This window comes from Stutzerimonas tarimensis (assembly GCF_042648805.1).
Lineage (GTDB): Bacteria > Pseudomonadota > Gammaproteobacteria > Pseudomonadales > Pseudomonadaceae > Azomonas > Azomonas tarimensis.
Window position 1 is genome coordinate 260,828 of the sequence record NZ_JBHRXZ010000022.1, and the last position, 24,216, is coordinate 285,043.

At 66.0% G+C, this 24,216-nt stretch carries 25 protein-coding genes; 1 reads left to right on the top strand and 24 read right to left on the bottom strand.

Translation table 11 applies throughout. The annotated features are described in order from the left end of the window. Positions 1-51: 51 nt before the first annotated feature. The 3 genes from ACFOMF_RS10375 to ACFOMF_RS10385 all read right to left on the bottom strand — a co-directional run bounded on the left by ACFOMF_RS10375 (position 52) and on the right by ACFOMF_RS10385 (position 4,733). Complete coding sequence (locus ACFOMF_RS10375; RefSeq protein ID WP_386365801.1) at positions 52-807, bottom strand: slipin family protein; 756 nt, start codon at positions 805-807, stop codon at positions 52-54. Beyond that, a complete protein-coding gene (locus ACFOMF_RS10380; RefSeq protein WP_386364487.1) occupies positions 807-2,162 on the bottom strand; it encodes an NfeD family protein in 1,356 nt (451 codons plus the stop codon). Before ACFOMF_RS10380 ends, ACFOMF_RS10375 begins: the two co-directional genes overlap by 1 nt. Positions 2,163-2,312: 150 nt before the next feature. Next, positions 2,313-4,733 (bottom strand): membrane-bound PQQ-dependent dehydrogenase, glucose/quinate/shikimate family, encoded by a 2,421-nt coding sequence (locus tag ACFOMF_RS10385; protein WP_386364489.1) that lies wholly within the window; start codon positions 4,731-4,733, stop codon positions 2,313-2,315. Between the two features lie 103 nt (positions 4,734-4,836). On the opposite strand from ACFOMF_RS10385, the gene ACFOMF_RS10390 reads away from it, so the two are divergent. Next, positions 4,837-5,289, top strand: coding sequence for a DUF1810 domain-containing protein (locus ACFOMF_RS10390; RefSeq protein WP_386364491.1), 453 nt, complete (start codon positions 4,837-4,839; stop codon positions 5,287-5,289). A gap of 4 nt (positions 5,290-5,293) precedes the next feature. Here the strand turns inward: ACFOMF_RS10390 and ACFOMF_RS10395 are convergent, their stop codons facing one another. From ACFOMF_RS10395 to ACFOMF_RS10495, 21 genes are all read right to left on the bottom strand, one after another. Beyond that, a complete protein-coding gene (locus ACFOMF_RS10395) occupies positions 5,294-5,725 on the bottom strand; it encodes an HPF/RaiA family ribosome-associated protein (protein WP_386364493.1) in 432 nt (143 codons plus the stop codon). A 90-nt stretch (positions 5,726-5,815) separates the two neighbouring features. After that, positions 5,816-6,490, bottom strand: coding sequence for a DUF1028 domain-containing protein (locus tag ACFOMF_RS10400; protein WP_386364495.1), 675 nt, complete (start codon positions 6,488-6,490; stop codon positions 5,816-5,818). A gap of 17 nt (positions 6,491-6,507) precedes the next feature. Beyond that, on the bottom strand, positions 6,508-7,458 hold the full coding sequence (locus ACFOMF_RS10405) for a LysR family transcriptional regulator (protein WP_386364497.1): 951 nt from the start codon (positions 7,456-7,458) through the stop codon (positions 6,508-6,510). Positions 7,459-7,665: 207 nt separating this feature from the next. Continuing rightward, the gene (locus tag ACFOMF_RS10410) at positions 7,666-8,931 is read right to left on the bottom strand and encodes a hypothetical protein (protein WP_386364499.1); all 1,266 of its coding nucleotides are present in this window, start codon (positions 8,929-8,931) and stop codon (positions 7,666-7,668) included. Positions 8,932-9,456: 525 nt separating this feature from the next. Then, positions 9,457-10,413 carry a PDR/VanB family oxidoreductase gene (locus tag ACFOMF_RS10415; RefSeq protein ID WP_386364501.1) on the bottom strand — a complete coding sequence of 319 codons (957 nt, stop codon included), beginning with the start codon at positions 10,411-10,413 and terminating at the stop codon, positions 9,457-9,459. Between the two features lie 11 nt (positions 10,414-10,424). After that, positions 10,425-10,859, bottom strand: coding sequence for a Rid family hydrolase (locus ACFOMF_RS10420; RefSeq protein ID WP_386364503.1), 435 nt, complete (start codon positions 10,857-10,859; stop codon positions 10,425-10,427). After that, a complete protein-coding gene (locus ACFOMF_RS10425; RefSeq protein WP_386364505.1) occupies positions 10,856-11,887 on the bottom strand; it encodes a Rieske 2Fe-2S domain-containing protein in 1,032 nt (343 codons plus the stop codon). The genes ACFOMF_RS10420 and ACFOMF_RS10425 overlap by 4 nt, the downstream gene beginning before the upstream one ends. Before the next feature lie 10 nt (positions 11,888-11,897). Then, positions 11,898-12,119 (bottom strand): recombinase-like helix-turn-helix domain-containing protein, encoded by a 222-nt coding sequence (locus ACFOMF_RS10430; protein ID WP_386364507.1) that lies wholly within the window; start codon positions 12,117-12,119, stop codon positions 11,898-11,900. A gap of 1 nt (position 12,120) precedes the next feature. Next, positions 12,121-12,438, bottom strand: a complete 318-nt coding sequence (locus ACFOMF_RS10435) for a hypothetical protein (RefSeq protein WP_386364508.1) — start codon at positions 12,436-12,438, stop codon at positions 12,121-12,123. Then, positions 12,435-13,415 carry a VOC family protein gene (locus ACFOMF_RS10440; RefSeq protein WP_386364510.1) on the bottom strand — a complete coding sequence of 327 codons (981 nt, stop codon included), beginning with the start codon at positions 13,413-13,415 and terminating at the stop codon, positions 12,435-12,437. The genes ACFOMF_RS10435 and ACFOMF_RS10440 overlap by 4 nt, the downstream gene beginning before the upstream one ends. Next, complete coding sequence (locus tag ACFOMF_RS10445; RefSeq protein WP_386364512.1) at positions 13,412-14,896, bottom strand: aldehyde dehydrogenase; 1,485 nt, start codon at positions 14,894-14,896, stop codon at positions 13,412-13,414. Before ACFOMF_RS10445 ends, ACFOMF_RS10440 begins: the two co-directional genes overlap by 4 nt. Positions 14,897-14,904: 8 nt before the next feature. Then, the gene (locus ACFOMF_RS10450) at positions 14,905-15,708 is read right to left on the bottom strand and encodes an aspartate dehydrogenase (protein WP_386364513.1); all 804 of its coding nucleotides are present in this window, start codon (positions 15,706-15,708) and stop codon (positions 14,905-14,907) included. Between the two features lie 11 nt (positions 15,709-15,719). Next, positions 15,720-17,417, bottom strand: a complete 1,698-nt coding sequence (locus ACFOMF_RS10455; protein WP_386364515.1) for a thiamine pyrophosphate-binding protein — start codon at positions 17,415-17,417, stop codon at positions 15,720-15,722. Continuing rightward, complete coding sequence (locus ACFOMF_RS10460; RefSeq protein WP_386364517.1) at positions 17,410-18,207, bottom strand: SDR family oxidoreductase; 798 nt, start codon at positions 18,205-18,207, stop codon at positions 17,410-17,412. The genes ACFOMF_RS10455 and ACFOMF_RS10460 overlap by 8 nt, the downstream gene beginning before the upstream one ends. 2 nt (positions 18,208-18,209) lie before the next feature. Continuing rightward, positions 18,210-19,031 carry an IclR family transcriptional regulator gene (locus tag ACFOMF_RS10465; RefSeq protein WP_386364519.1) on the bottom strand — a complete coding sequence of 274 codons (822 nt, stop codon included), beginning with the start codon at positions 19,029-19,031 and terminating at the stop codon, positions 18,210-18,212. Further along, a complete protein-coding gene (locus tag ACFOMF_RS10470) occupies positions 19,028-19,912 on the bottom strand; it encodes an alpha/beta fold hydrolase (RefSeq protein WP_386364521.1) in 885 nt (294 codons plus the stop codon). The genes ACFOMF_RS10465 and ACFOMF_RS10470 overlap by 4 nt, the downstream gene beginning before the upstream one ends. 5 nt (positions 19,913-19,917) lie before the next feature. After that, on the bottom strand, positions 19,918-20,454 hold the full coding sequence (locus tag ACFOMF_RS10475; protein WP_386364523.1) for a cupin domain-containing protein: 537 nt from the start codon (positions 20,452-20,454) through the stop codon (positions 19,918-19,920). Between the two features lie 14 nt (positions 20,455-20,468). Continuing rightward, positions 20,469-21,224 (bottom strand): SDR family oxidoreductase, encoded by a 756-nt coding sequence (locus tag ACFOMF_RS10480; RefSeq protein WP_386364525.1) that lies wholly within the window; start codon positions 21,222-21,224, stop codon positions 20,469-20,471. 10 nt (positions 21,225-21,234) lie between these two features. Then, positions 21,235-22,011, bottom strand: coding sequence for an ABC transporter permease (locus ACFOMF_RS10485; protein ID WP_386364527.1), 777 nt, complete (start codon positions 22,009-22,011; stop codon positions 21,235-21,237). 30 nt (positions 22,012-22,041) lie between these two features. Beyond that, positions 22,042-23,049 carry an ABC transporter substrate-binding protein gene (locus ACFOMF_RS10490; protein WP_386364529.1) on the bottom strand — a complete coding sequence of 336 codons (1,008 nt, stop codon included), beginning with the start codon at positions 23,047-23,049 and terminating at the stop codon, positions 22,042-22,044. Positions 23,050-23,075: 26 nt separating this feature from the next. Beyond that, positions 23,076-23,927 carry an ABC transporter ATP-binding protein gene (locus ACFOMF_RS10495; protein WP_386364531.1) on the bottom strand — a complete coding sequence of 284 codons (852 nt, stop codon included), beginning with the start codon at positions 23,925-23,927 and terminating at the stop codon, positions 23,076-23,078. Between the last annotated feature and the right edge of the window lie 289 nt (positions 23,928-24,216).

The window sequence follows — 24,216 nt, forward strand, 5'->3', positions numbered from 1 at the left end:
CAGGTCCAGGCTGCCAGAGGTAGTGACCGGAGCCAGGGCAGGGAGTTGCGCTCACACCTTGTCCTTTGGCTTGAGCGCCTGCAGCAGTTCGATCGGCAACGGAAAGACGATGGTGGAGTTCTTCTCGCCGGCGATGCCAGCCAGCGTCTGCATGTAGCGCAGCTGCATGGCGCCGGACTGGCGACCGAGCATTTCGGCCGCCTGCATGAGCTTTTCCGAGGCCTGCAGCTCGCCTTCGGCGTGGATCACCTTGGCCCGCCGCTCCCGCTCGGCTTCAGCTTGGCGGGCGATGGCCCGGACCATGGATTCGTCGAGGTCGACGTGCTTGATCTCCACGTTGGCCACCTTGATGCCCCAGGCGTCGGTCTGCGCATCCAGCACCTGCTGAATGTCCTCGTTGAGCTGTTCGCGCTCGGCCAGCATGTCGTCCAGGTCGTGCTTGCCGAGCACCGCCCGCAGTGTGGTCTGGGCCAGCTGGCTGGTGGCCGAATGGTAGTCCTCGACTTGAATGATGGCCCTTTGCGGGTCCACTACGCGGTAGTAGACCACCGCGTTGACCTTTACCGACACGTTGTCGCGGGAGATCACGTCCTGGCTCGGCACGTCGAGAACCAGGGTGCGCAGCTCCACCTTGACCATCTGCTGAAGGCCGGGGATCAGCAGGATCAGCCCCGGCCCCTTGACCTTCCAGAAGCGGCCGAGCTGAAACACCACGCCGCGCTCATATTCGCGCAGGATGCGGATGGTCGACACCAGAAGCGCGATCAAGACCGCGATAATGAACACAAAGCTGATTTCGAAACCGATCATCGTTGCTCTCCTTCGGGCGGCTGGAGATCAGCCGCGGTAACATCGAGGCGCAGCCCGTGACGGGCTAGCACGCGGACCTTCTGGCCAAGGTGCAGGGGGACATCGCTGTGGATCTGCCAGTTCTCCCCACGCAGCAGCGCCCAGCCGCTTTGCGGATCGCGGGCATTGATCGACACCACCGGCGCGCACTGCCCCACCAGCTCGTTATCGCCACCCAGCGCCTGCCGCTGGCGGGCCTTTAAGGCCATCTGCAAGGTCGCGCCGATGGCCAGCGCGCTGGTCGCGGCGAGGGTGATGATCAAGGCCAGTGGGATGCCGAAGCCGGGCGCGTCGGTGTCCATGAGAATCACCGCGCCGGTGATGAACGCCACGGCGCCGCCGACGCCGAGAATGCCGAAGCTGGGGATGAAGGCCTCCATCACCATGAAGGCGATGCCGAGCAGGATCAGCGCCACGCCGGCGTAGCTGACCGGCAGCATCTGCAGCGAGTACAGCGCCAGCAGCAGACAGATGCCGCCGATCACTCCGCCGCCACCGGTGCCGGGCGACGAGAACTCGAAGATCAGCCCATAGATGCCGATCATCATCAGGATCAGCGCCACGCTGGGGTTGGCGATCACCTGCAGCAGGCGGGTGCGCCAGTCCGGGTCGTAGGCGATCTGTTCGGCCCCGGCGGTCTGCAGCCTGCGCTCGCCGTGGATCGTGCTCAGCGTGCGGCCATCCAGCTGGGCCAGGAGGTCCGCGCTGTCGGCGGCCAGGTAGTCGATCACCTTCAGCTCCAGCGCTTCCGGCGCTGACAGGCTGACCGCCTCGCGCACTGCCTGCTCGGCCCACTCGGCGTTGCGTCCACGCAGCTCGGCCAGCCCGCGGATGTAGGCGGCCGAGTCGTTGACCACTTTGCGCTCCATGGCCCCGCCATCGGCTTCCTCCTCCGCCTCGCCAGCGGGCATTCCACCGCCGCCGCCGAGGTTGACCGGGGTCGCCGCGCCAAGGGTCGTGCTCGGCGCCATCGCCGCCAGATGGCAGGCATAGAGGATGTAGGTGCCGGCGCTGGCGGCGCGGGCGCCGCTGGGCGCGACATGGCAGGCGAGCGGCACCGGGCTGGCGAGAATCGCCTTGTTGATGTCGCGGGTGGCGCTGTCCAGCCCGCCGGGAGTGTCGAGTTGCAGGATCACCAACTGAGCGCCCTCGGCTTCGGCCCGTTCCAGACCCCGATTGATGTAGTCGGTGCTTGCCGGGCCGATGGCGCCTTCGATCCGCATCACCAGCACAGGGTCTGCCGCCAGCGCTGGCGCTGTCAGCGCGGCCAGCCAGGCAAGGCAGATCAGGAGGCGGAGCGCGAATGCGTACATGGTCACCTGTGTGTCGGGCAAAGCGGCATGCCGGTCAGGGCTGGCGGTCTCACTTGCAAGCGTAGTCAATCCAGGGCGTTCGGTGCGGTGGATCGACCACCGTCCTGAACCTCGGCAGCGGCACGGCCGGCCGGGTCGCGCCGCTCGGCGCTATTGCGGCAGGGCGTAGGCAATCACGCTGTCGCCCCCGGTGGTTTCCGCCTGGTAGGCGCCACCGGCGGCGATCACCAGATACTGCCGGCCCTGGTGCATATAGGTCATCGGGGTCGCCTGGCCCCCGGCCGGCAGCCGGCGCTCCCAGAGCATCTCGCCGGTGGCGTTGTCGAAGCCGCGGATGTAGTCGTCCATGGTCGCAGCGATAAAGGTCAGGCCGCTGCGGGTGGCCACCGGGCCGCCGCTGGTGGGCGCACCGATCGGCATCTTGATCCGTGACGGAATGCCCAGCGGGCCCTGGTCGAAGCCGGTGCCGATCGGCCGCGACCAGAGCAGTTCGCCACTGCCGAGGTCGGTGGCGCTGAGAAAGCCCCATGGCGGCGCGGCGCAGGGCATGTCCAGTGGCGACAGCCAGACGCTGCGCAAAGCGGCCACCGGGGAACCAAGCATTGGCTGCGCGTTCTGGTCGATGTAGCTGGCCTCCTCGGCGCCGATCGGTGCGATGTTGTCCATTTCCTCGGCCTCCTCGCGCGGGTACAGCTTCACCCGCACCGGCATGCGGTTGTTGTTGACGATCATCAGGTTGCGCTCGCTGTCGAAGGCCGCGCTGCCCCAGTTGACCCCACCGAGGATGCCGGGGAACTGCAGCGAGCCGTCGCCCTGGTCGGTGGGCGGGGTGAACATGCCCTCGTAGCGCAGGCGCTCGAACTGGATGCGGCAGTACAGGTGGTCCAGCGGGGTCAGGCCCCAGGTGTGGGCGCCGCTGAGCCTTTCCACGGCCTGGCCGGGCAGCGAGCCGAGGTCCGGCATGGCCGGGGAAAACGGCTGGGTGGCCGCGGTCCAGTCGCCTTCGATGGCCCCCTGGGGCACCGGACGCTGCTCGATGGGCAGCAGCGGCTCGCCGGTGGCGCGGTCGAAGACAAACACCTGGCCGAACTTGGTGGCCTGGACCACCGCGGGGCGTGGGCCGTCGGCGGTGGGAAAGTCGATCAGCGCAGGCTGCGCACCAAGGTCATAGTCCCAGAGGTCGTGGTTGACCGTGGTGAAGTGCCAGCGCACCTCGCCGCTGGCGGCATCGACTGCCACCAGGCTGGCGGTGAACTCGTCTTCCTCGGGCAGCCGGTCGCCGCCGTACTGGTCGTTGGCCGGACTGCCGGTGGGCAGGAAGACCAGCCCGAGCTCATCATCCGCGGAGAGGGCCGTCCAGACGTTCGGCGTGCCGCGCGGGTAGACTTCGCCCTCGGCCGGTTGCTCGCCTGGCGTACGCCACACCGCGTCCCAGGTCCAGCGCCACTCGCCGGTGACTGCGTCGTAGGCCCGTACCGCTCCGGAGGGACCGTCACGGCGCTGGTTGTCGGTTACCTGATGGCCGACCACCACCACGCCGCGAACCATCGTCGGGCCGGAGGTGTTGGAAAGGTAGCCCGGCGCCTGCGGGTCCATGCGGTCGGTCAGGTCGACCGTGCCGTCGTCGCCAAAGTCGCTGCAGGGCGAGCCGTCATCGGCGTCCAGCGCGATCAGCCGGCCGTCCAGGGTGCCCAGCAGCAGCCGGCGCTGGCATTGCTCCCGCGGTTCGGGCGCCTCGAACCAGGCCAGCGAGCGGCAGGTGGTGGAGAAGACGTGCTCCTTGGACTCCTCGAGGATCTCCGGATCGAAGTGCCACTTCTGCTCGCCCGTGCCCGGGTCGAGGGCAAACACCTGATTGCTCGGGGAGCAGACATAGAGGGTATCGCCGATCTTCAGGGGGGTGTTCTGGAAGGCGTAGGGCATGCTGTCGCTGGTGGGCAGGTCGCCGGTGCGAAACTCCCAGGCCTGCTCGAGTCCGGCGACGTTGGCCGGGGTGATCTGGTCGGCCTCGGAAAAACGCTGGGCCAGATTGCTGCCGCCGTAGGCGATCCAGTCCGTGGAATCCGGGGTATCGGCGGGCGCCACAGCTGCCACGTCCTGGCCGCTGTGGCTGACGTAGGCAGGCGTCAGCAGCCAGAGCAGCGCGCCCACCCCGCCGGCGGCGAGCACCAAGCCCAGCACAGGCGCGGCGGCCAGGCGTGTCGACCGCCCCGCGCGGCGCGCCAGGTGCGGAGTCAGCAACAGGGCGAGCACCGTCAGCCCGGCGAGCAATCCCAGGCGCGTCAACAGGTCCACCGGCCAGACCGGCATCCAGCCCTTGCCGGCAATCTCGGCAAGCGACCAGAGCAAGGTACCCAGCAGCACCGCTGCCAGCAGCCAGACCCCCGCCAGGCGGTCACGGTAGAGCAGCACCGCCGCTGCCAGCAGCGCCACGCCGGCCACCAGGAAATAGGCTGAACCGCCGAGATAGAGCAGGTAGCCGCCGCCAAGCAGCATGCCGAGCCCGAGAAGAAAGACAACTACGGCGAGCAGTAGCAGGACCAGGTCGAGCAGGCCTCTACGTGGATTCATGGCCATCGAAATCGTCTCCTGGACTGCTGGCGGGTGGCAGTTCGCCGATGGTCCGACGAATTGGCGGCAGGTCTGTGGCACCGCGGAGATATCCGGCGATCACATGAAAGACGCTTTTGTTCGCAAGGGGTTCGCCATGGGAGATGATCTGCAGCGCTTCGTCCAAGCCCAGCGCGATACCTACCGCAATGCGCTGGCCGAGTTGAATGATGGCGGCAAGCGCAGCCACTGGATGTGGTTCGTGTTTCCGCAGTTGGCCGGACTGGGCCACAGCGAGATGGCGCATCGCTACGCAATCGCCGGACTGGATGAAGCCAGGGCCTATCTCGCGCACCCGATCCTGGGCCCCAGGCTGGAGGAGGCGACCCGCACGGTGCTGCAGTGGAGCGGACGTTCGGCGCAGCAGCTGTTCGGTTCGCCGGACGACATCAAGCTGCGTTCCTGCATGACGCTGTTTGCCGTCGCTGCGCCTGATCAGCCGATATTCCGGGAGGTGCTGGACAGCTTCTTTGCCGGCAAGCCTGACCAGCAGACGCTGTCCAGGCTGCGGCAGTAGTAGCCTACTTCTTCTCGTCCAGCGCGGCCTGGCGGGTGAGAAATTCCTCTTCCAGCAGGGCGTCGGCCCGCTCCGTCGAGGCCACGCCATCCAGTGGCGCCTCCAGCTGGCCGGTGGACATTACCTTCGCATCGAGCTTGCCGGTGAGGTTTTCCAGCGCATTGCGCATCTTGTCCGCTGCGCCGGATACCGCCAAGTCGAGTGACTCGGCCTTGTGGCTGACCGACATGGCGGGGTGTCCCTTGGGGCGAAACTCGATCTGGCAGCGCTTGTCGTCAGCACCGGCCTTGTCGGCGTTCTCGTCGCTGACATGCACCTCGATCCGGGTCAGCAGATCCTCGAAGCGATCCACCCTGTCTACCACGGTCGAGCCGATCCATTCCTGGAGTTCCACGCCTCCCTCGATCTGGTTGCTGCTGTTCACCTGAACTTGCATGGAGCGTACCTCTGTTGACGTGCCTCTAGGTTCGAGGCTCCGGCGGCCCCGAGGGTTCAGCCGATTTGTCAGCTGTTGTGCCCGCGCGGGTCAGATCGGATCCTCTTCGGCAGACCCGGCGGGGTTGTCGCGGGTCGACATCATCCGGATTTCCGGCAGCACCTCGCGCTCGAACACGTCATGCAGCCGGCGCAGTTCGGCCACCGGGTCGTGGTGGTGGTCGACGCGAATGTCCCACAGCGGATATTCCTCGCGGTCCACCACGTAGATGGTTGCCGAAGACTCGCCGTGACGATCACCGCCCATGGCATCGCCAGCGGCGATGGCTTCCATCAGGCGCTCCACCAGTGGCTGCTCGGCATGGCGGCGAAAGGCTTCGGCCACCGCGTCGAGCACCTTGGGTCCGCCCAGGCGGTTGCCCTGCACCGAGAACGCTTCGCCCTGCAGCGAACCGCTCCAGGGCAGGCAATTGTCGCCGGTCCAGCATTCGCACCGGCCCTCGGCATCGATCACCGCGACCTGGCGCTGCGACATGCACGGATCGGTCGCCTGCAGCCGTCTGATCACCTCGGCGGCCGGGGCGCCTTCGCGGAGAAAGGCCAGCCCGTCGATGCCCAGATAGGGGTTGATGCGCGCCTGGGTCGCCACGGCGCCGATCCCGGCGGCGGCATGGGTCAGCAGTTTGCCGACCGCGGGCATGGCGGTCGCGGCGGCCACGCCGAACTGGCCGGTGCGGGGGCAGCGGGCGATGATCGAAAAGGTCATGGGAGCGGTCTCTGGCTTTAGCCTGTTCGGCCCTCGGCCGCCGGGGTTCGTTCATTTTCCGCGCGGCCGGCGTACAACCGGCACTCGGCCAACAGCGCCAGCAGGTTGGGGTCGCGCTCCTTGGCGCGCAGGAAGACCACGCCGATCTGTTGCTGAAGGCGATAGCGTTCCTGCAGCGGAATCAGCCGCACACGGTTCTCGTAGACCGCGGCGATCCGTCCGGGCAGCAGGGCGTAGCCGACACCGGAACTGACCATGCTCAACAGGGTGAAGATGTCGCTCACCTGCATCGCCACCTTGGGCTCGAAGCCGGCCTGCTGGAACACCCGGGCGCCGTCCTGGTGGGTGGCGAAACCCTGGCTGAGGGTGAGAAAAGTCGAATCGCGCAGGTCGGCCAGGTCCACTTCGCTCTGATTGGCGTAGGGCGAGTCGGCCGGCACGGCGAGGAAGATGTCGTCGCGAAACAGCGGCAGGGACTCGCAGTCGGGGTCGTTCACGCTTTCGTTCAGCGACACCAGAATGGCGTCCAGCTCCAGATTCTTCAGCCGGTACAGCAGGTCGATGTTCGAACCCATCACCAGGTCGATATTGAGCGCGCTGCGCCTGAGCTTGAGACCCATGATCAGCTGCGGCACGGTCTTTACCGTCAGCGAGTAGAGCGCGCCCAGGCGAAAGCGCTCGGCCGAGAACCCCGCTGCTTCTCGGGTCACTCGCACGGTTTCGAGCATGTCGCCGACCAGCTTCTGGGCGCGATCCTCCAGCACATGGGCACTTTCCAGTGGTGACAGCTTGCGCCCGTCGCGGCGAAACAGCGGGCAGCGCAGGGCGTTCTCCAGCGAATGCAGGGCGCGATGGACACTGACCGTGCTGGTGCCGAGTTCCTCGGCGGCACGCGATAGATTGCCGCTGCGCATGAAGGCCAGGAAGATTTCCAGCTTCTTGAAAGTGAGTTCTTCGTCGATCTTCATGGGTATCCGCCCGGGTGCAAGACAAGACGCCATGGTAATCCGGTCCGCTGGGCTAAGGTCTGTGCTCAGCAATCTGGCCATCGGCCATTGTAAATTGCTGCTGGCCTCGCGAGAGCGCTGCGAAGATCATCATCAATGCTTTCACGTGACTGAGTATGCGAGGCAGCAAGCACCAGCCGCCTGAGGACGGCTGGCGCTAGCGCCACTTTAGAAGTAGTAGCCCAGATTCAAGTTGGTTCGAAAATACCAGTCGTCGCTGCCTACGGAGCTGGCAGAGGTCCAACCCGTTCCGTTTTCAGCACCCCCGAAGGGGTTGGCATTCTTGCCCCAGGTGAAGTCCAGCCAGCCGATGATTGGCAGCGCGATGAACTGCACCCCGGCGGTATACATCTGCGAGTCGGCCCAGCCGCTTTCGTCCTTGAACAGGCGGCTGTAGTCGTTGTACAGCTTGATCTTCTTCAGCATGCCCATGCCGGGAGTGGCGATGTCGTAGCCAACGTTCAGCGAAGCGATGGTGCCTTCGGCAGCGATCATGAACGCCGGGGTCAGGCCGTTGCCACCCATGAGAATCTGGTTGTCGGCCACTCCATCGGGATTCTTCGCATCGAACTCATAGCGGATGCCCTGTGTGGTCAGGGTCCAGGGCCCCTTGTTGAACACGCCGTGCAGGCCGGCGGCCCAGTAGCTGCCATCGTCGCGGGTGGTGGCGTTGTAGAGGCGCGATCCGGCCAGCGAGCCGCCGATTTCCGACTTCCAGTCGCCACTGGTAAAGGTGCGGGCCAGGCGCAGGTTCACCTGGTCACGCTTCTCGTTGTCCTGGGCGCCATGAACGAACGCAATGGCGTTTTCCTTCAGGTCGCTGTAGCGGCCCACCTCGGGCGCATAGCGGATACTGCTCGGCAGCATGCGCGGGAAGTAACCGGCCTGCAGGTCCCAGTCGGCATCCTTGTAGTTGTATTTGATACCCGCGCCGGCATTGACGCCATAGCCCAGAAAGAACGGGATGTGGAAGCTCCAGCCGAACTGCGGATAGGGCTCCAGGCCGAACGGCTTGAACGGGGCGCCGAGCTGGATACTGGCGTTGGGGCTGACGTCATAGCCGACAAAGCCCCGGTCGACGGCATGCTTGCCTTCGTCCTGGAACCAGTAGTTCACGTCGGCAAAGAAATCCTTGTGCCTGGCCCGAACATCGACACGGAAGGTATCGAACAGAAAACGACCGTTGTTCTCGGTGGTTTCCCAGTCCTCGTCGCGGTAGTTCATCCGCAGGGCGCCGCCGAGATCCAGGCTGGTAGCCCCGTCGTCGCTCTTCAGGGTGATATGCGGAAACGGCTTGCGTGGCCCGGGCGGCGGCGTTGCCGCCTGGGTGGCTTCCGGCTGGGCTAGCGAAGCGGGCTCCGGGGTGCCCGAGGCCTGGGCCAGGGCCAGGGCCGGGATATTGGCCAGCGCGATTGCGAGCAGGGTTCTTTTCATGTGCAACAGCCTCTATTTGTAGTCCGTGACAAGTTTTCAGCCAACAGAAACCCGCTCCCCTTAATTATAGGGAAAGAGCATAAAACGGGATTCGCAGCGGATTCAGGAACTCTTCGCTACGGAGCGCCGGTTAGTTTCAGACGCTTTTCGAGTCGAGCCGTGTCTTGGCCAGTTAGCATTCCCGATGCTGTTTCATATATGGCATGCTGTTTTCTGCATGAAGCATGCCAGTGGATTGCTGTCCCGATAGATATCATAATTTATATATTTTTCAATGTGTTAAGTGCGAAACACAGCGTTTGGTGCCACCCCTGGAACAGACTTATAATGGACGACACCAGGCTGCACACATGAAGTGCAGATAAGTAACGAATGTCTTATTTATGTGCAATGAAGCAACTTAAATACGCGGAGCGGTAACAAAAAACCCCGCGAATGCGGGGTTTTGTTTTCCATGTGAAATAAGTAAATCATCAACTTCTTAAAACTGCGGAACAGCCGCTCGCCATCTGCGACGGCCCTTTTTCATACATCGAGCACCAGACGTGCGCTCCGGCAACCTGATACGCAGACCATCATCGACTTGCCGGCTTCCCGCTCCGCCTTGCTCAATACGCCATCGCGGTGATCCGGCTGTCCCTCCAGCACCCGCGTCTCGCAGGCACCGCAGACGCCTTCCCGGCAACTGTTGTCGATGTCGCAGCCGGCCTCCAGCAACGCATCGAGCAGGTTCTGTCCCGGCTCCATCTGCAGGGTTTTCCCGGAGCGCTTGAGCTCCACGCTGTAGCTGCCCTGGGCATCGACAGCTGGCGGCAGCTCGGCGGCAGCGAAGCGCTCGATGTGGGCATGGGGGTAGCCGAGTCGCTCACAGGCGCCCTCGAACGCATCGAGCATCGGTGTCGGACCGCAACAGTAGAAGTGCGTGTCGGAGGGACGCCCGGCGAGGTAAGCGGCAAGATCCGGCGGCGTGCGCTTCTCGTCGTCGAAGTGCAGGACCACCTTGCCCGGCAACCCGGCAATTTCCTCCAGCAGAGCGGCCTCGCGGCGCGAACGGGCGCAATAGATCAGTTCGGCCGAGCGCCCGAGCGCCAGCAACTGACGGTACATGCAGTAGATCGGCGTGATGCCGATGCCACCGGCCACCAGCACGCTGTGGCCGGCGCCGGCTTCCAGGTGGAAGTTGTTGCGCGGCTGCGAGATGGAAAGTTGCATGCCGACCCGCAGCTGGCTGTGCACGTATTCGGAGCCGCCCCGGCTCTTGCGGTCGCGGAGAATGCCGACCACATAGCGGTTGCGTTCGTCCGGCGAGTTGAGCAGTGAATAGCTGCGCACCAGCCCGTTGGCCAGGTGCAGATCGATGTGCGAGCCAGCCTCGAAGGGTGCGAACACATTGTCGCCCCAGGGCCGCAACTCGACACTGATGATGCCTTCCGCCTCGTAGCGCAGCGTGTGCACCAGGGCGGTCGTGGTCGCTGTGGTCATGATACCTGGCCTCAGGCTGTAACGGACAGATCGATGTCCAGCCGAGCGCTGGCTTCGATCTCCACGCAGAGTTCGGGAAAGACCAGGCCGCCGACCTCGACCAGGGTCGAGATCGGGTAGGTTGCCTGGCCGGCGAAGAAGTCGCGGCGGGCGCGGCCCACCTCGTCCTTGTTGGCGATATCGGTGAGATACACCCTCAGCCGGTAGATATTGCCGATGTGCCCGCCAGCCGCTTCGACCAGCGCCTTGCACTTGTTCAGTACTACCAAAGTCTGCGCATAGGCGCCCAGGGGCTCCCCCCTTTCGGTGGCCTGGCGAGTGGCGGGATGTCCAGTCATGCCGGACATCACCACTTCATTGCCGATCAGCAGTCCGTTGGACCAGGTCGCGGTGGCCAGTTCGGCCACCGCCTCCGCGCGGACGCGCGTCACGGTGATGGCGCTCACAGCTGTCTGGCCTCGATCAGTTCCAGTTGCTCCCTGGCCTTGCCCTTCAGATAGCGGCGGATGCGTACCAGACCCAGGTCGTGCTGGTAGAGGCTCTCACGCTGGTTGGCGTCCGGCTCCATGTGTTCCAGCAGCACGCGATCCTGCTCCAGCACGGCCCAGTGGCGGGCCTCCAGGCGGTTCTTGTAGAGAAAGCGCCATGTATCGCGCTGCCAGCCGGTCAGCGGGCGGCAGCGCCAGTGGAACACGCCGCACATTGCCGGGCTGCTCGGCGTGTAGCTGCCGATGATGGTGAAATTGCCACCCGGGCCGCCGGTCTTGGGGTAGGGAATTTCCAGGCGCAGCCAGTGGCAGCCGTTGTCGACGAATTCGGTCCAGTCGAAGTTGACGCCGCGCTGGCCTTCCTTCTCGAAGATGAAGCCGTTGTCGGTGTCGCGGGTGACGAATTTCGCGGTGCTCTCGCCCTCGCTCATCGAGTGCGACATCTTGTGCAGGTAGGTGCCGTGCATCGGGTCCATGACGTTGTCGATGACGTAGCGGTAGTCGCCCTTCCACTCGGTGTAGCAGAGGAAGTGGCTCCACTCCGGCGAGGTCAGCTGCTCGGGCAGCACCAGCTCCGGCGCCTCGTCCAGGTGCGGGTCGGCGGCGTTGTAGAGGAAGATCGCGCCGGCCGCCTCGCGCACGTGGAACATGCGCGTGGGGCGGCTGCCTTCGAGCTTGCAGCCTGGGCTGCCGGGCACCTTGGTGACGGTGCCGTCGCAGCGCACCTCGACGCCATGGTAGGGGCACTGCAGGCGGTCGCCGAGCACCGGGCCGAGCGACAGCGGGGCGCCGCGGTGCGGGCAGTGGTCTTCCAGGGCGTGGACGCTGCCGTCATTGTCGCGCCAGAGGGCGATCTTGTAGCCCAGGCGGCGAATGGACACCGGCCTTTCTTCCAGCAGGCTGGAGGGCAGGATCGGGAACCAGAGGTTCTTCAGGCCATTGGCGAGCAGTTGCTCGAGCGGGTCGACGTTGGCTTGCATGTTCATGTTCGAATCCTCATTCGCCCAGCCGGGCCATCAGCGTCTTGTAGCTTTCCTCGTCCCATTCGCCGGCGTTGAGCGGGCAGGGCGGGCCGGCCAGGTTCAGGTGCGCCAGCAGGCTCGACAGGTCGTGCTTGCCGGCCGCGTAGGCGCGCTCGATGGAGTCGCCGAGCAGGTCCTCGAAGGGTGTGCTCGGGCGCGTGCGGGCCTGGTGGGTTTCGTTGTAGGGCGCGTTCATCTCATTGGCCTCCATTGCGGACCCGCTCGCGGATCGTTTCGCGTACCGGGACGAAGTCGTAGGTGGGATAGCATTCGGTGCGGAACAGGCCCCAGGCGGAGCGTTCGAGTTCCACGTTGATCTTGGGTAGCAGCGCAGGGGGCAACCTCAGGGTCACGACCTGGCCCAGGCCCATGGCGACGGTCCAGGAAACCACCTCCACGCCCTCGACCGGGAAGCGCTCCCACCAGTCCATCTTTTTCAGGTGGCCCTGGATGTCATCGAGATTCTTCGACTGGTCGTGTCTGAGCAGCACCGTCAGCAGCAGGCTGTCGCTCATGGCTTGTTCTCCGCCCGGGGTTTGTCGGTGAGGAATTTGCCCTGGGGCGCCTCGACGTGCTTCTGTCGGCGGGTGACGCCGTCGATACCGCCGGCAATGGCCCATTCGGCGAATACCGTGGGGCCAGGCTCGAATTCACGCGGCTGCCACTCGGCGGTGAGGTGGTCCTCGTCCGAGTAGTACTCCACCAGCGCACCGGCCGGATTCTTGAAGTACCAGAAGAACGCCGAGGACACCGGGTGCCGGCCGGGACCGATCTCGGTGTCCCAGCCGCAGCGGGAGATGTGCATGCCGCCGCCGAAGACCTCGTGGATATCGCGCACGGTGAAGGCGACGTGATTGAGGCCGGCTCGCGGCTCCGGCAATTGCAGCATGAACAGGTCATGATGCCCGCCCTCCTCGGCGGTACGCATGAAGGCGCCGCGATTGGGGTAGCGATCCGAGGACTGGAAGCCGAAACGCTCATGGTAGAACGCCTCGCAGGCATTGACGTCCTTGACGAAGAACACCACGTGGCCGACTTCCACTGGCGTGGCGCGCTCGTATACCGGGCTCGGCCTGTTGATCCGGCCCTTGCTGTTCCAGGTGTTATGGGCCCCGCATTCCTCCAGATCAAGGTCGCACTTGCGGGTAATCTGAAAGCGGATGGCCAGCCCGTTGGGATCGATGCAGCCGATGCGGCCATTGCCTTCGACGAAGCCGGGGTCCTGGGCGATGCGCCCGGAATAGAGGGCCAGGTCGTCAGCGCTCTCGACGCCCCAGACGACCTCGCGGAGGGTCGGGCCGGCCTCGATGGCCGGCGGCAGGCCGGCCTTATGCAGATCGGCGACGATGACGCGACAGCCGTTGAGGGTCTCGAAGACGGCCTCGTCGGGCTGTTCGCTGACCAGCGTCAGGCCCCAGTCCTTGAAGAAGGCGATGCAACGCGGGAGATCGTCCACGCCATAGGTAATCTCGTCGATGCCGAGTACGCTCATGCTTTGACTCCTGCCCAGGCGATGGGCTGTTCGTTCAGGCCCCAGTACAGGGCTTTCTGCTCCATGTACTGGAGGATGCCGAGGCGGCCCTTCTCGCGTCCCAGGCCGCTGTCGCGCCAGCCGCCGAAGGGCGTCGAGATGGAAAACTGCTTGTAGGTGTTGATCCACACGGTGCCGGCCTGGATGGCGCGGCCGAGTCGCCAGGCTTTCTGGAAGTCGCGGGTCCAGATGCCGGCAGCCAGCGCGTAGAGGCTGTCGTTGGCCTGGCGCACCAGCGCAGCCTCGTCGTCGAAGGGCAGCGCGACCAGTACCGGGCCGAAGACCTCCTCCTGGCACAGGCGCGCATCGTTGCCCAGCCCTACGATGATGGTCGGGGTGTAGAAATAGCCCTGTTCGAACGCCGCCCCTTGCGGGCGCTCGCCGCCGGTCAGCAGCCGTCCGCCTTCGGAAAGGCCCATGTCCACGTAACGCTCCACACTTTCGCGGTGGGCGGCGGAAATCAGCGGGCCCATCTGTGTGGCCTCGTCGGCCGGATCGCCGATGCGGATGCCCTTGGCGCCCTCCACCAGCCGCGCCATGAAGGCGTCGTACAGCGGGCGGGCGACGAACAGCCGCGATCCCGCGATGCAGGATTCTCCCGAGCTGCTGAAGATGCCATAGAGCACGCCGGCCACGGCGTGGTCGAGGTCGGCATCCTCCAGCACGATGGTCGGCGACTTGCCGCCCAGTTCCATGGACACCGGCATCATCTTGTCCGCGGCGATGCGCGCGATGTGCTTGCCGGTGCGGGTGCCGCCGGTGAAGGACACGCGCTTGACCAGGGGATGCCGGGTCAGCGCGTCACCGATCAGCGAGCCCTTGCCCGGCAGGATGCTGACCAGCCCGCGGGGCAGGCCGGCCTCGTCGCAGATGCGCGCCAGCGCCAGCGCCGCCAGGGGGGTGATTTCCGCCGGCTTGACCACCACCGCGTTGCCGGCGGCCAGGGCTGGCGCCATCTTCTGCGCCTCGGAGGCGATCGGCGAGTTCCATGGCGTGATCGCAGCGACCACGCCCATCGGCTCGTAGACGCTCATGGTCAGGTAGTCGCCCCGCGACGGTGTGATCGACTCCTCGAGCGTCTCGCAGGCGGCGGCGAAGAACTGGAAGGTGCCGGCGGCGCTGGCCACCAGGTTGCGGGTTTCCTTGATCGGCTTGCCGTTGTCCAGGCGCTGCAGCTGCGCCAGCTCCTCGCTGCGTTCGCGGATCAGTTGGGCTATGCGGTAGAGCACCGCCGCCCGCTCGTGGGGCTTGCGCTGGGCCCAGCCACTGGTTTCAAAGGCCCGCTGGGCACCGACGATGGCCTGCTCGACATCGTCGAGGCTGGCCGCATGCAGGCGGGTCACCGCGGCCCCGGTGGCCGGATAGTGAGTGGCATAGAGGTCGCCTTGGCCCAGGCGCCATTCGCCGGCGATGCAGATGGGCTGGATCTGATCGAGATTCATGGTCGGCCTCAGATGGAAAGGGAGTGGGCGTGATTGCCCAGGGCACGGACGACGCTGTACACGGTCAGCGCCGAGGTCTTCGGGTTGGCCGCCAGCGGCTTGCCGCGCAGGGTCATCTCGAAGCCGCCGAAGGCGCCGCGGGCTTCCACGCGATGCACGTTCTCGCTGCTGTGCGGGTCGGCGATCAGTTGCACCTCGGTGCGATCCAGGCCGAGCCCGGCCAGCGACAGGGTGGCGGCGACGTTGGCGTTCTTCGGATAGAGACTGGCCGCCTCGCGGGCGCTGCCCTGGAAGATGACGGTCGCCTCGCTGATGCTGTCCAGGTCGCAGACCTGCTCGGCCGGGGTGCCCTTCCAGGCGCTGGCCGGCTTGCGCCCGACGTAGAGCACCGCGTCCAGTCCACCGACCTTGGCTGCCGATAGCGCGTCGATGCCGCCGATGGCGCCGGGGAGCAACTCGATATAGGTGCCGCCACGGCGCGCTGCCGCCTCCAGGCGCTCGGCCAGGCCCAGCTCGGAGAGCGCGCCGACCGACACCACCAGGCAGGGTATGCCGCGCTCCAGCGCCGGCAGCACGTGCTCCTCGATGGCGCGGTGGCCGGCACACTCGACCAGCAGGTCGGGGCGGGCGTCGGCCGGCAAGGCGGTGAGCACGCGTGGCGGCCTGACGAAGCCGGCCAGGCGCTGACGCACCAGCTCCTCGGAGTTTTCCGGCACGATGACCGCGTCGACACACAGGTCCGGGTCCTTTTCCAGCAGCTCCAGGGCGCCAATGCCGATGGCGCCGCAGCCGATCATGGTGATGTTCAGCATGGCATCGCTCCTCAGGCACTGGCCTTCTGGAATTGGGTGGCGCTATTCGGCGGGCCGGCGAACTGGGTATTGAAGGGGCCGACGGCGAGCATGTCGATTTCCAGCAGGAAGGGTCCGGGCTGGGCAAGGGCGCGATCGAGCACCCCGGCGAAGTCCTTCAGGTCGCTCACCAGGGCATGGCGCAGCCCCATCGACTCGGAGAGCTTGGCGTAGTCGGGGGTATGCAGTTCGACGTAGCAGTGGCGGCTGCCGTAGATCGCGTCCTGGATGTTCCTGATGACTCCGTAGCGCTGGTCGTTCATCAGGATGATCACCATGTTGGCGCGCTCCTGGACCATGGTCGCCATCTCGCCCAGGTTGAGGATGAAGCCGCCGTCGCCGACCAGGGCGAACACCCTCCGCTCGGGAGCGGTTTCCGCCGCCGCCACCGCGGCGCCGATGCCCATCGCCAGGCCCTGGCCGATGCCACCGCCAAGCGCGTGGATACCGGCGCGCGGGTGGAACAGGTTGAGCAGACGGTTGCCCCAGATACTGTTGGACAGGGTCACGTCGCGGACCCAGGTGAAGTCGCGGCCGGCCAGCGCTTGCAGTTTCTCGACCTGCACCGCGTAGGGGCCGATCTCATCGACCAGTTGGGCACGGGCCTGGCGGCGCACTTCGCGCAGTTCGGCGAGGAAGTTCGGCTCGACCCGCAGGCGGCCCTCCAGACGGTCGGCCAGGCCGTCGAGGGCCAGCGCCGCGTCGCCGCAGATGAACAGGTCGCTGTGGTAGCAGCGGCCCTCGATCGCCGGGTTGGCGTCGATCCGGTAGGTGGCGTGGGGCAGCTTCAGCGCGTACTTGAAGGTCTCGTTGCTGCGCAGGCGCGAGCCGGCCACCAGCAGCGCGTCGCAGGTCTGGAAGAACTGCTCGACGCGCTTGTTCTGCGAGAAGGCGCCGAGACAGCGCTCGTCATCCTCGTTGACCACCCCGCGCCCCTGGGTCGAGGTGACCACGCCGACACCCATGTCCATCAGGCGCTTGACCTGCGGGCCAGCGTGGCGGGCACCGCCGCCGAGCCACAGCAGCGGACGTCTGGCGCTGACCAGGCGCTCGGCGACCCGGTCCAGGGCTTCGTCGGCAGGCACGGCTACCGGGATCGGCAGGGGGGCCAGGTCGGTCGGCATGGGGATGAAGCTGGACTGGATGTCGATCGGGATCTCCACGCTGACCGGGCCGGAGGGGGCGGTCAGGGCGGTCTGCACGGCCAGCTTCAGGGTGCTGATGGCGGTCTCGGCGCTGCGCACGCGGAACGCTGCCTTGGAGACCGCCTTGAGCATGGTCAACTGGTCTCGCGCCTCGTGGATGTACGCCAGGTCCTGGTCGAGGTACGGCGTCTCGATCTGCCCGGTCAGGTGCAGCAACGGCGTGCCGGCGGTCTGCGCCTCGACCATCGCGCCGGCGGCATTGCCGGCGGCGGTGCCGGTGGAGGTCAGGCAGACGCCCAGACCGCCGACGGCGCGGGCGTAGGCATCGGCCATGTTGGTCGCGCCGGCTTCGCCGCGAGCCATGACGAAGCGGATCCTGCCGCGGCTGCCGAAGGCATCGAGGATCGGCATGTTGTGGATGGAGATCACACCGAACGCGGCCTTCACGCCGCACTGTTCGAGGAAGGCGGTGATGGCGGCGCCGACGGTGACCTTGTGCTGGTCGTTGCGGACTGGTTCAGACATGACGGGACAACCCTCCGGAAACATCGATGTGGCTACCCGTGGTGTAGGCGGACAGCGGTGACACGAGGAAGAAAAGGGCACGGGCCGCCTCGAGGGGCAGGCCGAGTCGCGCCAGGGGAATCTGCTTTTTGACGGCCAACTGGGCCGTCCACTGCGTCCAGTCGAGGTCGCGCTCTTCACGGGCCTCGAAGCGGCGGCGCCACTGGCCGGACTCGACCAGGCCGATGAGGATGCCGTTGACGCGGATGCCCTTGGGGGCGAATTCGGTGGCCATCGAGCGCACCAGGCTCTTCACCCCGGCGCGGGCCGCCGAGGTGGCGACCATGTGCGGTTCAGGCTGGCTGGCCAGCAGCGAGTTGGCGCAGGCGATGGCGGCGTCCGGCTGGCTTTCCAGCTGCGGCAGGAAGGCGCGGATCGGGTAGATGATCGAGAAGAACTTGAGCCCGAGTTCTTCCTGCCAGGCCTCGTCGCTGGTGTCGGCGAAGGTCGAGACGCGGCCCTGGCCGGCGTTGCATACCAGCATTCCGGCCTCGCCGAGCGCCTCCCGGCTGGCGTCGGCGAAGGCCTGGACCTGCGCCGCGTCGAGCACGTCGCAGCGTTGAGCGAACAGCTTCGCCCGGGGAAAGCGCCGACGCAAATCGGTCTCGGCGCTGGCCAGGCGATCCGGGTCGCGCCCGCAGATGGCCACGGCGGCGCCGGCCTCAAGCAGCAGCTCGACGGTGGCCAGGCCGATGCCCGACGTGCCGCCGGTGACCACGGCGACCTTTCCGCTCAGGTCGTACATGCCCATGCTCAGCCCCTCATCAGCGTCGCGGCCTGGGCCACGTTCGGGTTGTAGTTGAGCAGCCGCGACAGCTCGTCGGCACTCTGCCGGACCTGCCGCACCAGTTCCTCGATGCGTTCGTCGCCGATATGGGCCGAAGGAATGGTGGCGCCAAGGGCGGCGACCACCCTGCCGCTGTGGTCGCGTACCGGCGCGGCGACGGTGGAGATGGTCGACTCGAAGAAGCCCTCGCCCATCACGTAGCCGCGCTGGCGATCGCTCTGCACCAGATCGAACAGTTCCAGCACGGTCCTGGGCGTGCAGCGCGAATGGGTCTCCAGCACCTCCTCCGGGTAGAGGTCGCGCAGGTTGGCCAGCGACAGGTCCTCGAGCAGGATGCGCCCGAGCACGGTGGCGTGGGCCGGCAGGCGGGTGCCGACGTTGACCGCGCTGGTGAACACGGTGGGCGGGGAGACCTTGGCGACGTAGACGATCGAGCGGCCGTCGCGCACCACCAGGTTGCACGGGTAGTTGATGCGGTTGCTGAGCTGCGTCAGCAGCGGCTGGCCGAGCTCGGTCAGCTCCAGCGAGGCGAGGTACTCGAAGCCCAGGCGCAGCACCGACATGCCCAACCGGTACTCGTGGCCGCTACGGGTGACGAAGCCCATGGCTTCGAGCGTGGTGAGCAGGCGGAAGATGGTCGAACGCGGCAGCTTCAGCCGGCGCGCCAGCTCCGGCGCCGTCAGGGTGCGGTTCTGCCGGCTGAATTCGCAGAGCAGCAGCAGGCCGCGTTCCAGACCGGGGACGATGTATTTTTCCTGCGTCTCTTTGAGTGACTCGACATCGGTCATGGACGTACTCCTTCCAGTGAGGCCTTGAGGGCGTAGGCGATGCGTTCGGCGACCGCCTGGGGCTGTTCGATCGGACTGGCGTGACCGGCCCGGGGGATCAGGGCGAAGCGCGCGCGCAGGTGATGGGCGATCAGGTGGCATTCGTCTGGAACGGTGATGCCGTCGTGCTCGCCGCAATGCACTTCGCAGGGCATCGACGGGAGCGGAAAGCGCAGCAGGTCGTCGCCGCAGAGCAATTCGACGGCCTGCAGATAACCTTGGGAATTGAGCCGCGCCATGTTCCAGCGCACCCACTCCCGAGCCTCCGGCGAGGCGTTGGCCGACAGCAGATGGTGGCTGCGCTGGTTGGCCGTGCCCTCGATGCCGTACCGCTCGAGGTTGGCCAGGCGGGAGGCGCGAACCGCCTGCCCCTGTGCCTGACGCGACGGGCTGCCGTAGCCGCGCGCCGGACTGATCAGCAGCACCCGGGCGATGCGCGATGCATCGGGGCCGCTGGCGCAGGCCAAGGCGGTCATGGCGCCCAGCGAGTGGCCGACCAGCAGACAGCGTTCGATGCCCAGCGCATCGAGCATCCGCTCCAGGCGCCGGGCATACGCTTCGGCACGCGGCCGGGACGCGGCCAGGGGCGAGGACTGCCCATAGCCGGGCGCGTCCCAGGCAACCACTCGGGCCTGCCCGGACAGCCGCTGGGCCACTTGCAGCCAGGACGCCGCACCGGAACCGATGCCATGCAGCAATACGACTGCTGGCCCCTGGCCGCATTCGCGAATCGCCGTGCGGCCGTCGGAGAACACCAGGTGACGCTGCGGGAAATCGGCGTCGAGCTGTTCGAGCAGCGGCTGGTCGAGAAGCGGGGTACCGGAAAACGATGCGAGCGTCATGGCGATCAACCGCGCTTGATCCGCGCCAGCGGGGATTCCGGCGGGTAGGTGGGGGTGATCGGCTTCTTGGCGCCGAGCATCACGCACATCAGCGCGTCCTCTTCGCCGATGTTGTGCTCTTCGCGGTAGACGCCCGGTGGCACGGAGATGATGTCGCGGTCGGTGAGGATCGCCTCGAAGCGCTCGCCGTCCTTCTCCATGATCACCTTCATCTTGCCGCGCAGGACGAAGAACACTTCCTCGACGTCAACATGGATGTGCGACGGGCCGATGTTGCCGGCCGGGATGATCATGGTGGAGAAGGTGAAGTGCTCGGAGGGAATGGTGTTGTTGTCGCTGGCCACGCCGGTGCCGCCGGTGCCGATGTAGCGCATCTGCGCGCGGCGGTACTTGGGATCGTAGTCGGCCTGGAACTTCAGCGCGTCCCAGTCGTAACGACGGGTGGAAAAGCGGGCGATACGCGATTCGCACCATTCGGCGAAGCTGGCGCCTTCGGGGCGGTCGTAGGATTTCGGGGCAGCCTGTTGATTGAGATCGGTCATGGGTTTCTCCGGGATCAGGTCATCACGAACCCGCCGTTTACCGGCAGGGTCTGTCCAGTGATGAAGCGGGAAAGGTCGGAAAGGGCGAACAGCACGGCGCCGCTCACGTCCTCCGGCAGTTGTGCACGCTGGATGGCTCGTTGCTGCTTGTAGTGCTGGTGGCGTGCCTCGGGCACGTAGGCGGTGGCTTCCACCTCCACCAGGCCGGGGGCGATGGCATTGACGGTGATGCCGTCGTGGCCGAGCTCCCGGGCGAGCGAGCGGGTCATGGCGATGACCGCGCCCTTGCTGGCGACATACGCCAGCAGGTTCGGGGCGCCCCACAGCGGGGTGTCGGACGCCAGATTGACCACCGCCCCCTGGCCGCTCGCGCGCAGGGCCGGCAGGCAGGCGCGGGTCATCAGCCAGGTGCCGCGCACATTGACCTGCAGGACCCGGTCGAACATCTCGATCTCCAGTTCCTCGAGATTCCTGCCGCCGGAGTTGGTGACCGAGGCGTTGTTGACCAGCCCGTCCAGCCCGCCCAGCAGTTCGGCGCTCTGTCGGGCGCAGGCCTCGATCGAGGCCGGGTCGGCCAGATCGAGCCGCAGCGCGCGGACATCGAGGTCACGCTGGCGCAGGGCGGCGGCCGAGGCCTCGACCTGCTCGGCGAGGATGTCGGCGATCACCACCCGGGCCCCGGCGCCGGCGATCGCCTCGGCGAACGCCAGGCCCAGCCCGCGGGCGCCACCGGTGACCAGTACCCGCCGTCCGTTCAGAAGGTTCTGCATGGCGCGCTCCTCAGACCGTGCTCAGGTTGGCTTTGGGCAGGTAGTGCAGGACGCGCTTCTCGGCCCAGACCACCGCCGCGTAGGCCAGCACGCCGATCAGGGTCAGCATGACGATGGCGACGAACACGCCGGCGGTGTTGCCCTGGCCCTCGGAATTCACCAGCAGGAAGCCAAGGCCCTTGTTGCCGCCGACCAGCTCGCCCACGGTCACCCCGATCACCGCCAGGGTGGAGGCGATGCGCAGGCCAGAGAACAGCGCGGCCATGGCCGAGGGGAACTCCACCAGACGGAAGATCTGCCAGCGATTGGCGTTCATCGCGCGGACCAGGTTGATCATGTCCGGGTCGACGGTGCGGATTGCCGAGAGCACGTTGATCATCACCGGGAAGAACACGATCAGGATGGCGATGAGGATCTTCGGGTAGATGGTGTAGCCCAGCCACATCACGAACAGCGGGGCGAAGGCGACCTTCGGGGCGATCTGCAGCGCCAGGATGTAGGGCGAAAGGATGGCCTCGGCATTCGGCGAGAGGCCGAGGCTGACGCCGATGACGATACCCAGCAGTGCCCCCAGCGCGAAGCCCACGATGATTTCCAGCGCGGTGATCAGGGTGTGCTCCAGCAGGTTGCTGTGCTGCCACATCGCGCCGAACTCGGCGATTACGCGGGTGAGGTTGGGCATGACGAACTCGGGCATGCCCATCAGGCCCGGTCCCCACTGCCAGAGCGCGAGGAACACGACCAGCAGGATCAGGCTGCCGGCTACCGGGTTGTTGAGGCTTTTCATCGACGATGTACCTTTCGAGCGGCGGGAGCGTTATTTCGTGGCGACCTGGGCCGCCTCCACGAACTGGTTGGTGTAGAGCTCGTCCAGGGGCGTCTCGCGGTTGACGATGCCCTCGCTGACGTAGAACTGGCGGACGTTCTCCAGGCGCTGCGGATCGATGTATCCGGGCGTGGCCTGGTTGGCGTAGACGTGGTCACGGTAGAGATTGAAGATCTTCTCGAGGCTGGCTTCCTTGCCCTTGTAGGAGGGCACGGCCTCGGCGAAGGTGGCGGCCGCGGCGGCAGGGTCCTGCATGATGTCGCGCATGCCGCGCAGGGTGGCCTGGACCACGCCGCCGATCACCTCCGGCTGCTGCTCGATCGCCTTGTCCGAGGCGAGGATCGCCTGGGCCATGCTCTCGAAGATCTCCGACTGCGGGACCAGGCTGACCTTCAGCCCGGCATCCTCGGCATTCACCACCCAGTCCGGCACGCCGGCCATGGCCACAGCCTTTTTCGCCGTAAACAGCTGCCAGACGCCGGCGGGACCGGCGGCCTGCACATTCACGTCGTTCTTCGACAGGCCGGCCTTCTTCAGCGAGGCGAGCAGGGCGTAGTAGGTGGTATCCGAGTAGGACATCACGGTCATCGTCTTGCCCTTCAGGTCGGCGATGGAATTGATGTTCTGCTCGGCATCGGTGGCGACCATGGTCACGCCGCCGGCACCGAGTACCGCCACGGCCTTGACCGGAACGCCGTTGGCGCGCACCACGATGGGGGTGTCGCCGATCGCGCCACCGACCAGGGCATTGCCCGCGCCGATCTGCTTGGCTACGTCGACGCCGCCCTTGCCGGCGACGAAATTCACCTGCAGGCCCTCCTCGCCGTAGTAGCCCTTGTGCTGGGCAATGATCCAGGGCGCGAAGGCCGGCGAATTCGGGGGTGCCGGCAGCAGGTAGGTGATCTTCTGCAGATCGGCCGCCTGTACACTCACGGCGGTGCTCAGCGCCACGGCCAGAAGGGCGCTTTTGGCGACACGTGCAGCGAATTTATTGCTCATGCTCATCTCCGAAAGGGGGTGTGTGTTCAGTGCAGGTCGGTGCTCTCGCCAACCTTCAGCAGCTCCATCAGGCGGCCGGCCAGAGGGCCGATCTCCGGGAGCTTGCGGCGCTCGAGCGGGTTCTCGCGTAGCGGCAGATTCACTTTGATTTCTTCGATGAGCGTCCCGGGACGGGCGCTCATGACCAGGATGCGATCGGACATGGCGATCGCTTCGACGAGGTCATGGGTGATGAACAGGGCGGTTTTGCGCTGTTCATGAAGCATCAGGGCCAGATCCTGCTGGAGGATCATCTTGGTCTGCGCATCGAGGGCCGAGAACGGCTCGTCGAGGAACAGTACCTGCGGGTCGATGGCCAGGGTGCGGGCCAGTGCCGCGCGCTGGCGCATGCCGCCGGAGAGCTGGAAGGGGTAGTGGTCGCCGAAGCCGTCCAGGTGACACTTGGCCAGCAGCTCGTTGGCCACCTCGGCACGACGCGCCGCCGGCACGCCCTCGATTTCCAGGCCCAGTTCGATGTTGCGGCGAATGGTTCGCCAGGGCATCAGCAGATCCTTCTGCAGCATGAAGGCCACCTTGCGCACCGGCCCGCTGACCTTCTCGCCGGAGATGAACACCTCGCCCTCGCTCGGCATGTACAGTCCCGAGCCCATGTTGAGCATGGTGCTCTTGCCGCAGCCGGACGGGCCGATGATCGACACCACCTCGCCGCGACGGATGCTGAAGCTCACCTCCCGAACCACCGGCATCGCGTCCTGGCTGCCCTTCTTGGGAAAGGCCTTGGCGACAGCGCGGAATTCGATCTCGACGGGAGCGGACACCTCGCGGCTGGCAGCGGCGGCCGGCGGGGTACGGTAGGCGTGGAGCTCGGAAATGGGCATGGTTAGTCTCGAAGTCGTTTCAAATACGGTACGTTGTCTTAAGCATGAACAATGCCAGTCATTCCGGAGATCGCTGGCGAAATAAATTACCTTTAAAATCAATGGATTATCCATTCCGCTTATGAAACGGCCCGTTTGTTTCGAGACTGGAACAAGCCGGGTGGAGGAGGAGGCAGGATGTGCACCTGAGCGGTACATATCGATACCGCCGTGCCATAAGTCTGTGCAGAAGCGTTACCAGCGGTAGCAGGCGGGCTCGCAAATGAACGCTGCTAATAAGGTAAGGAAA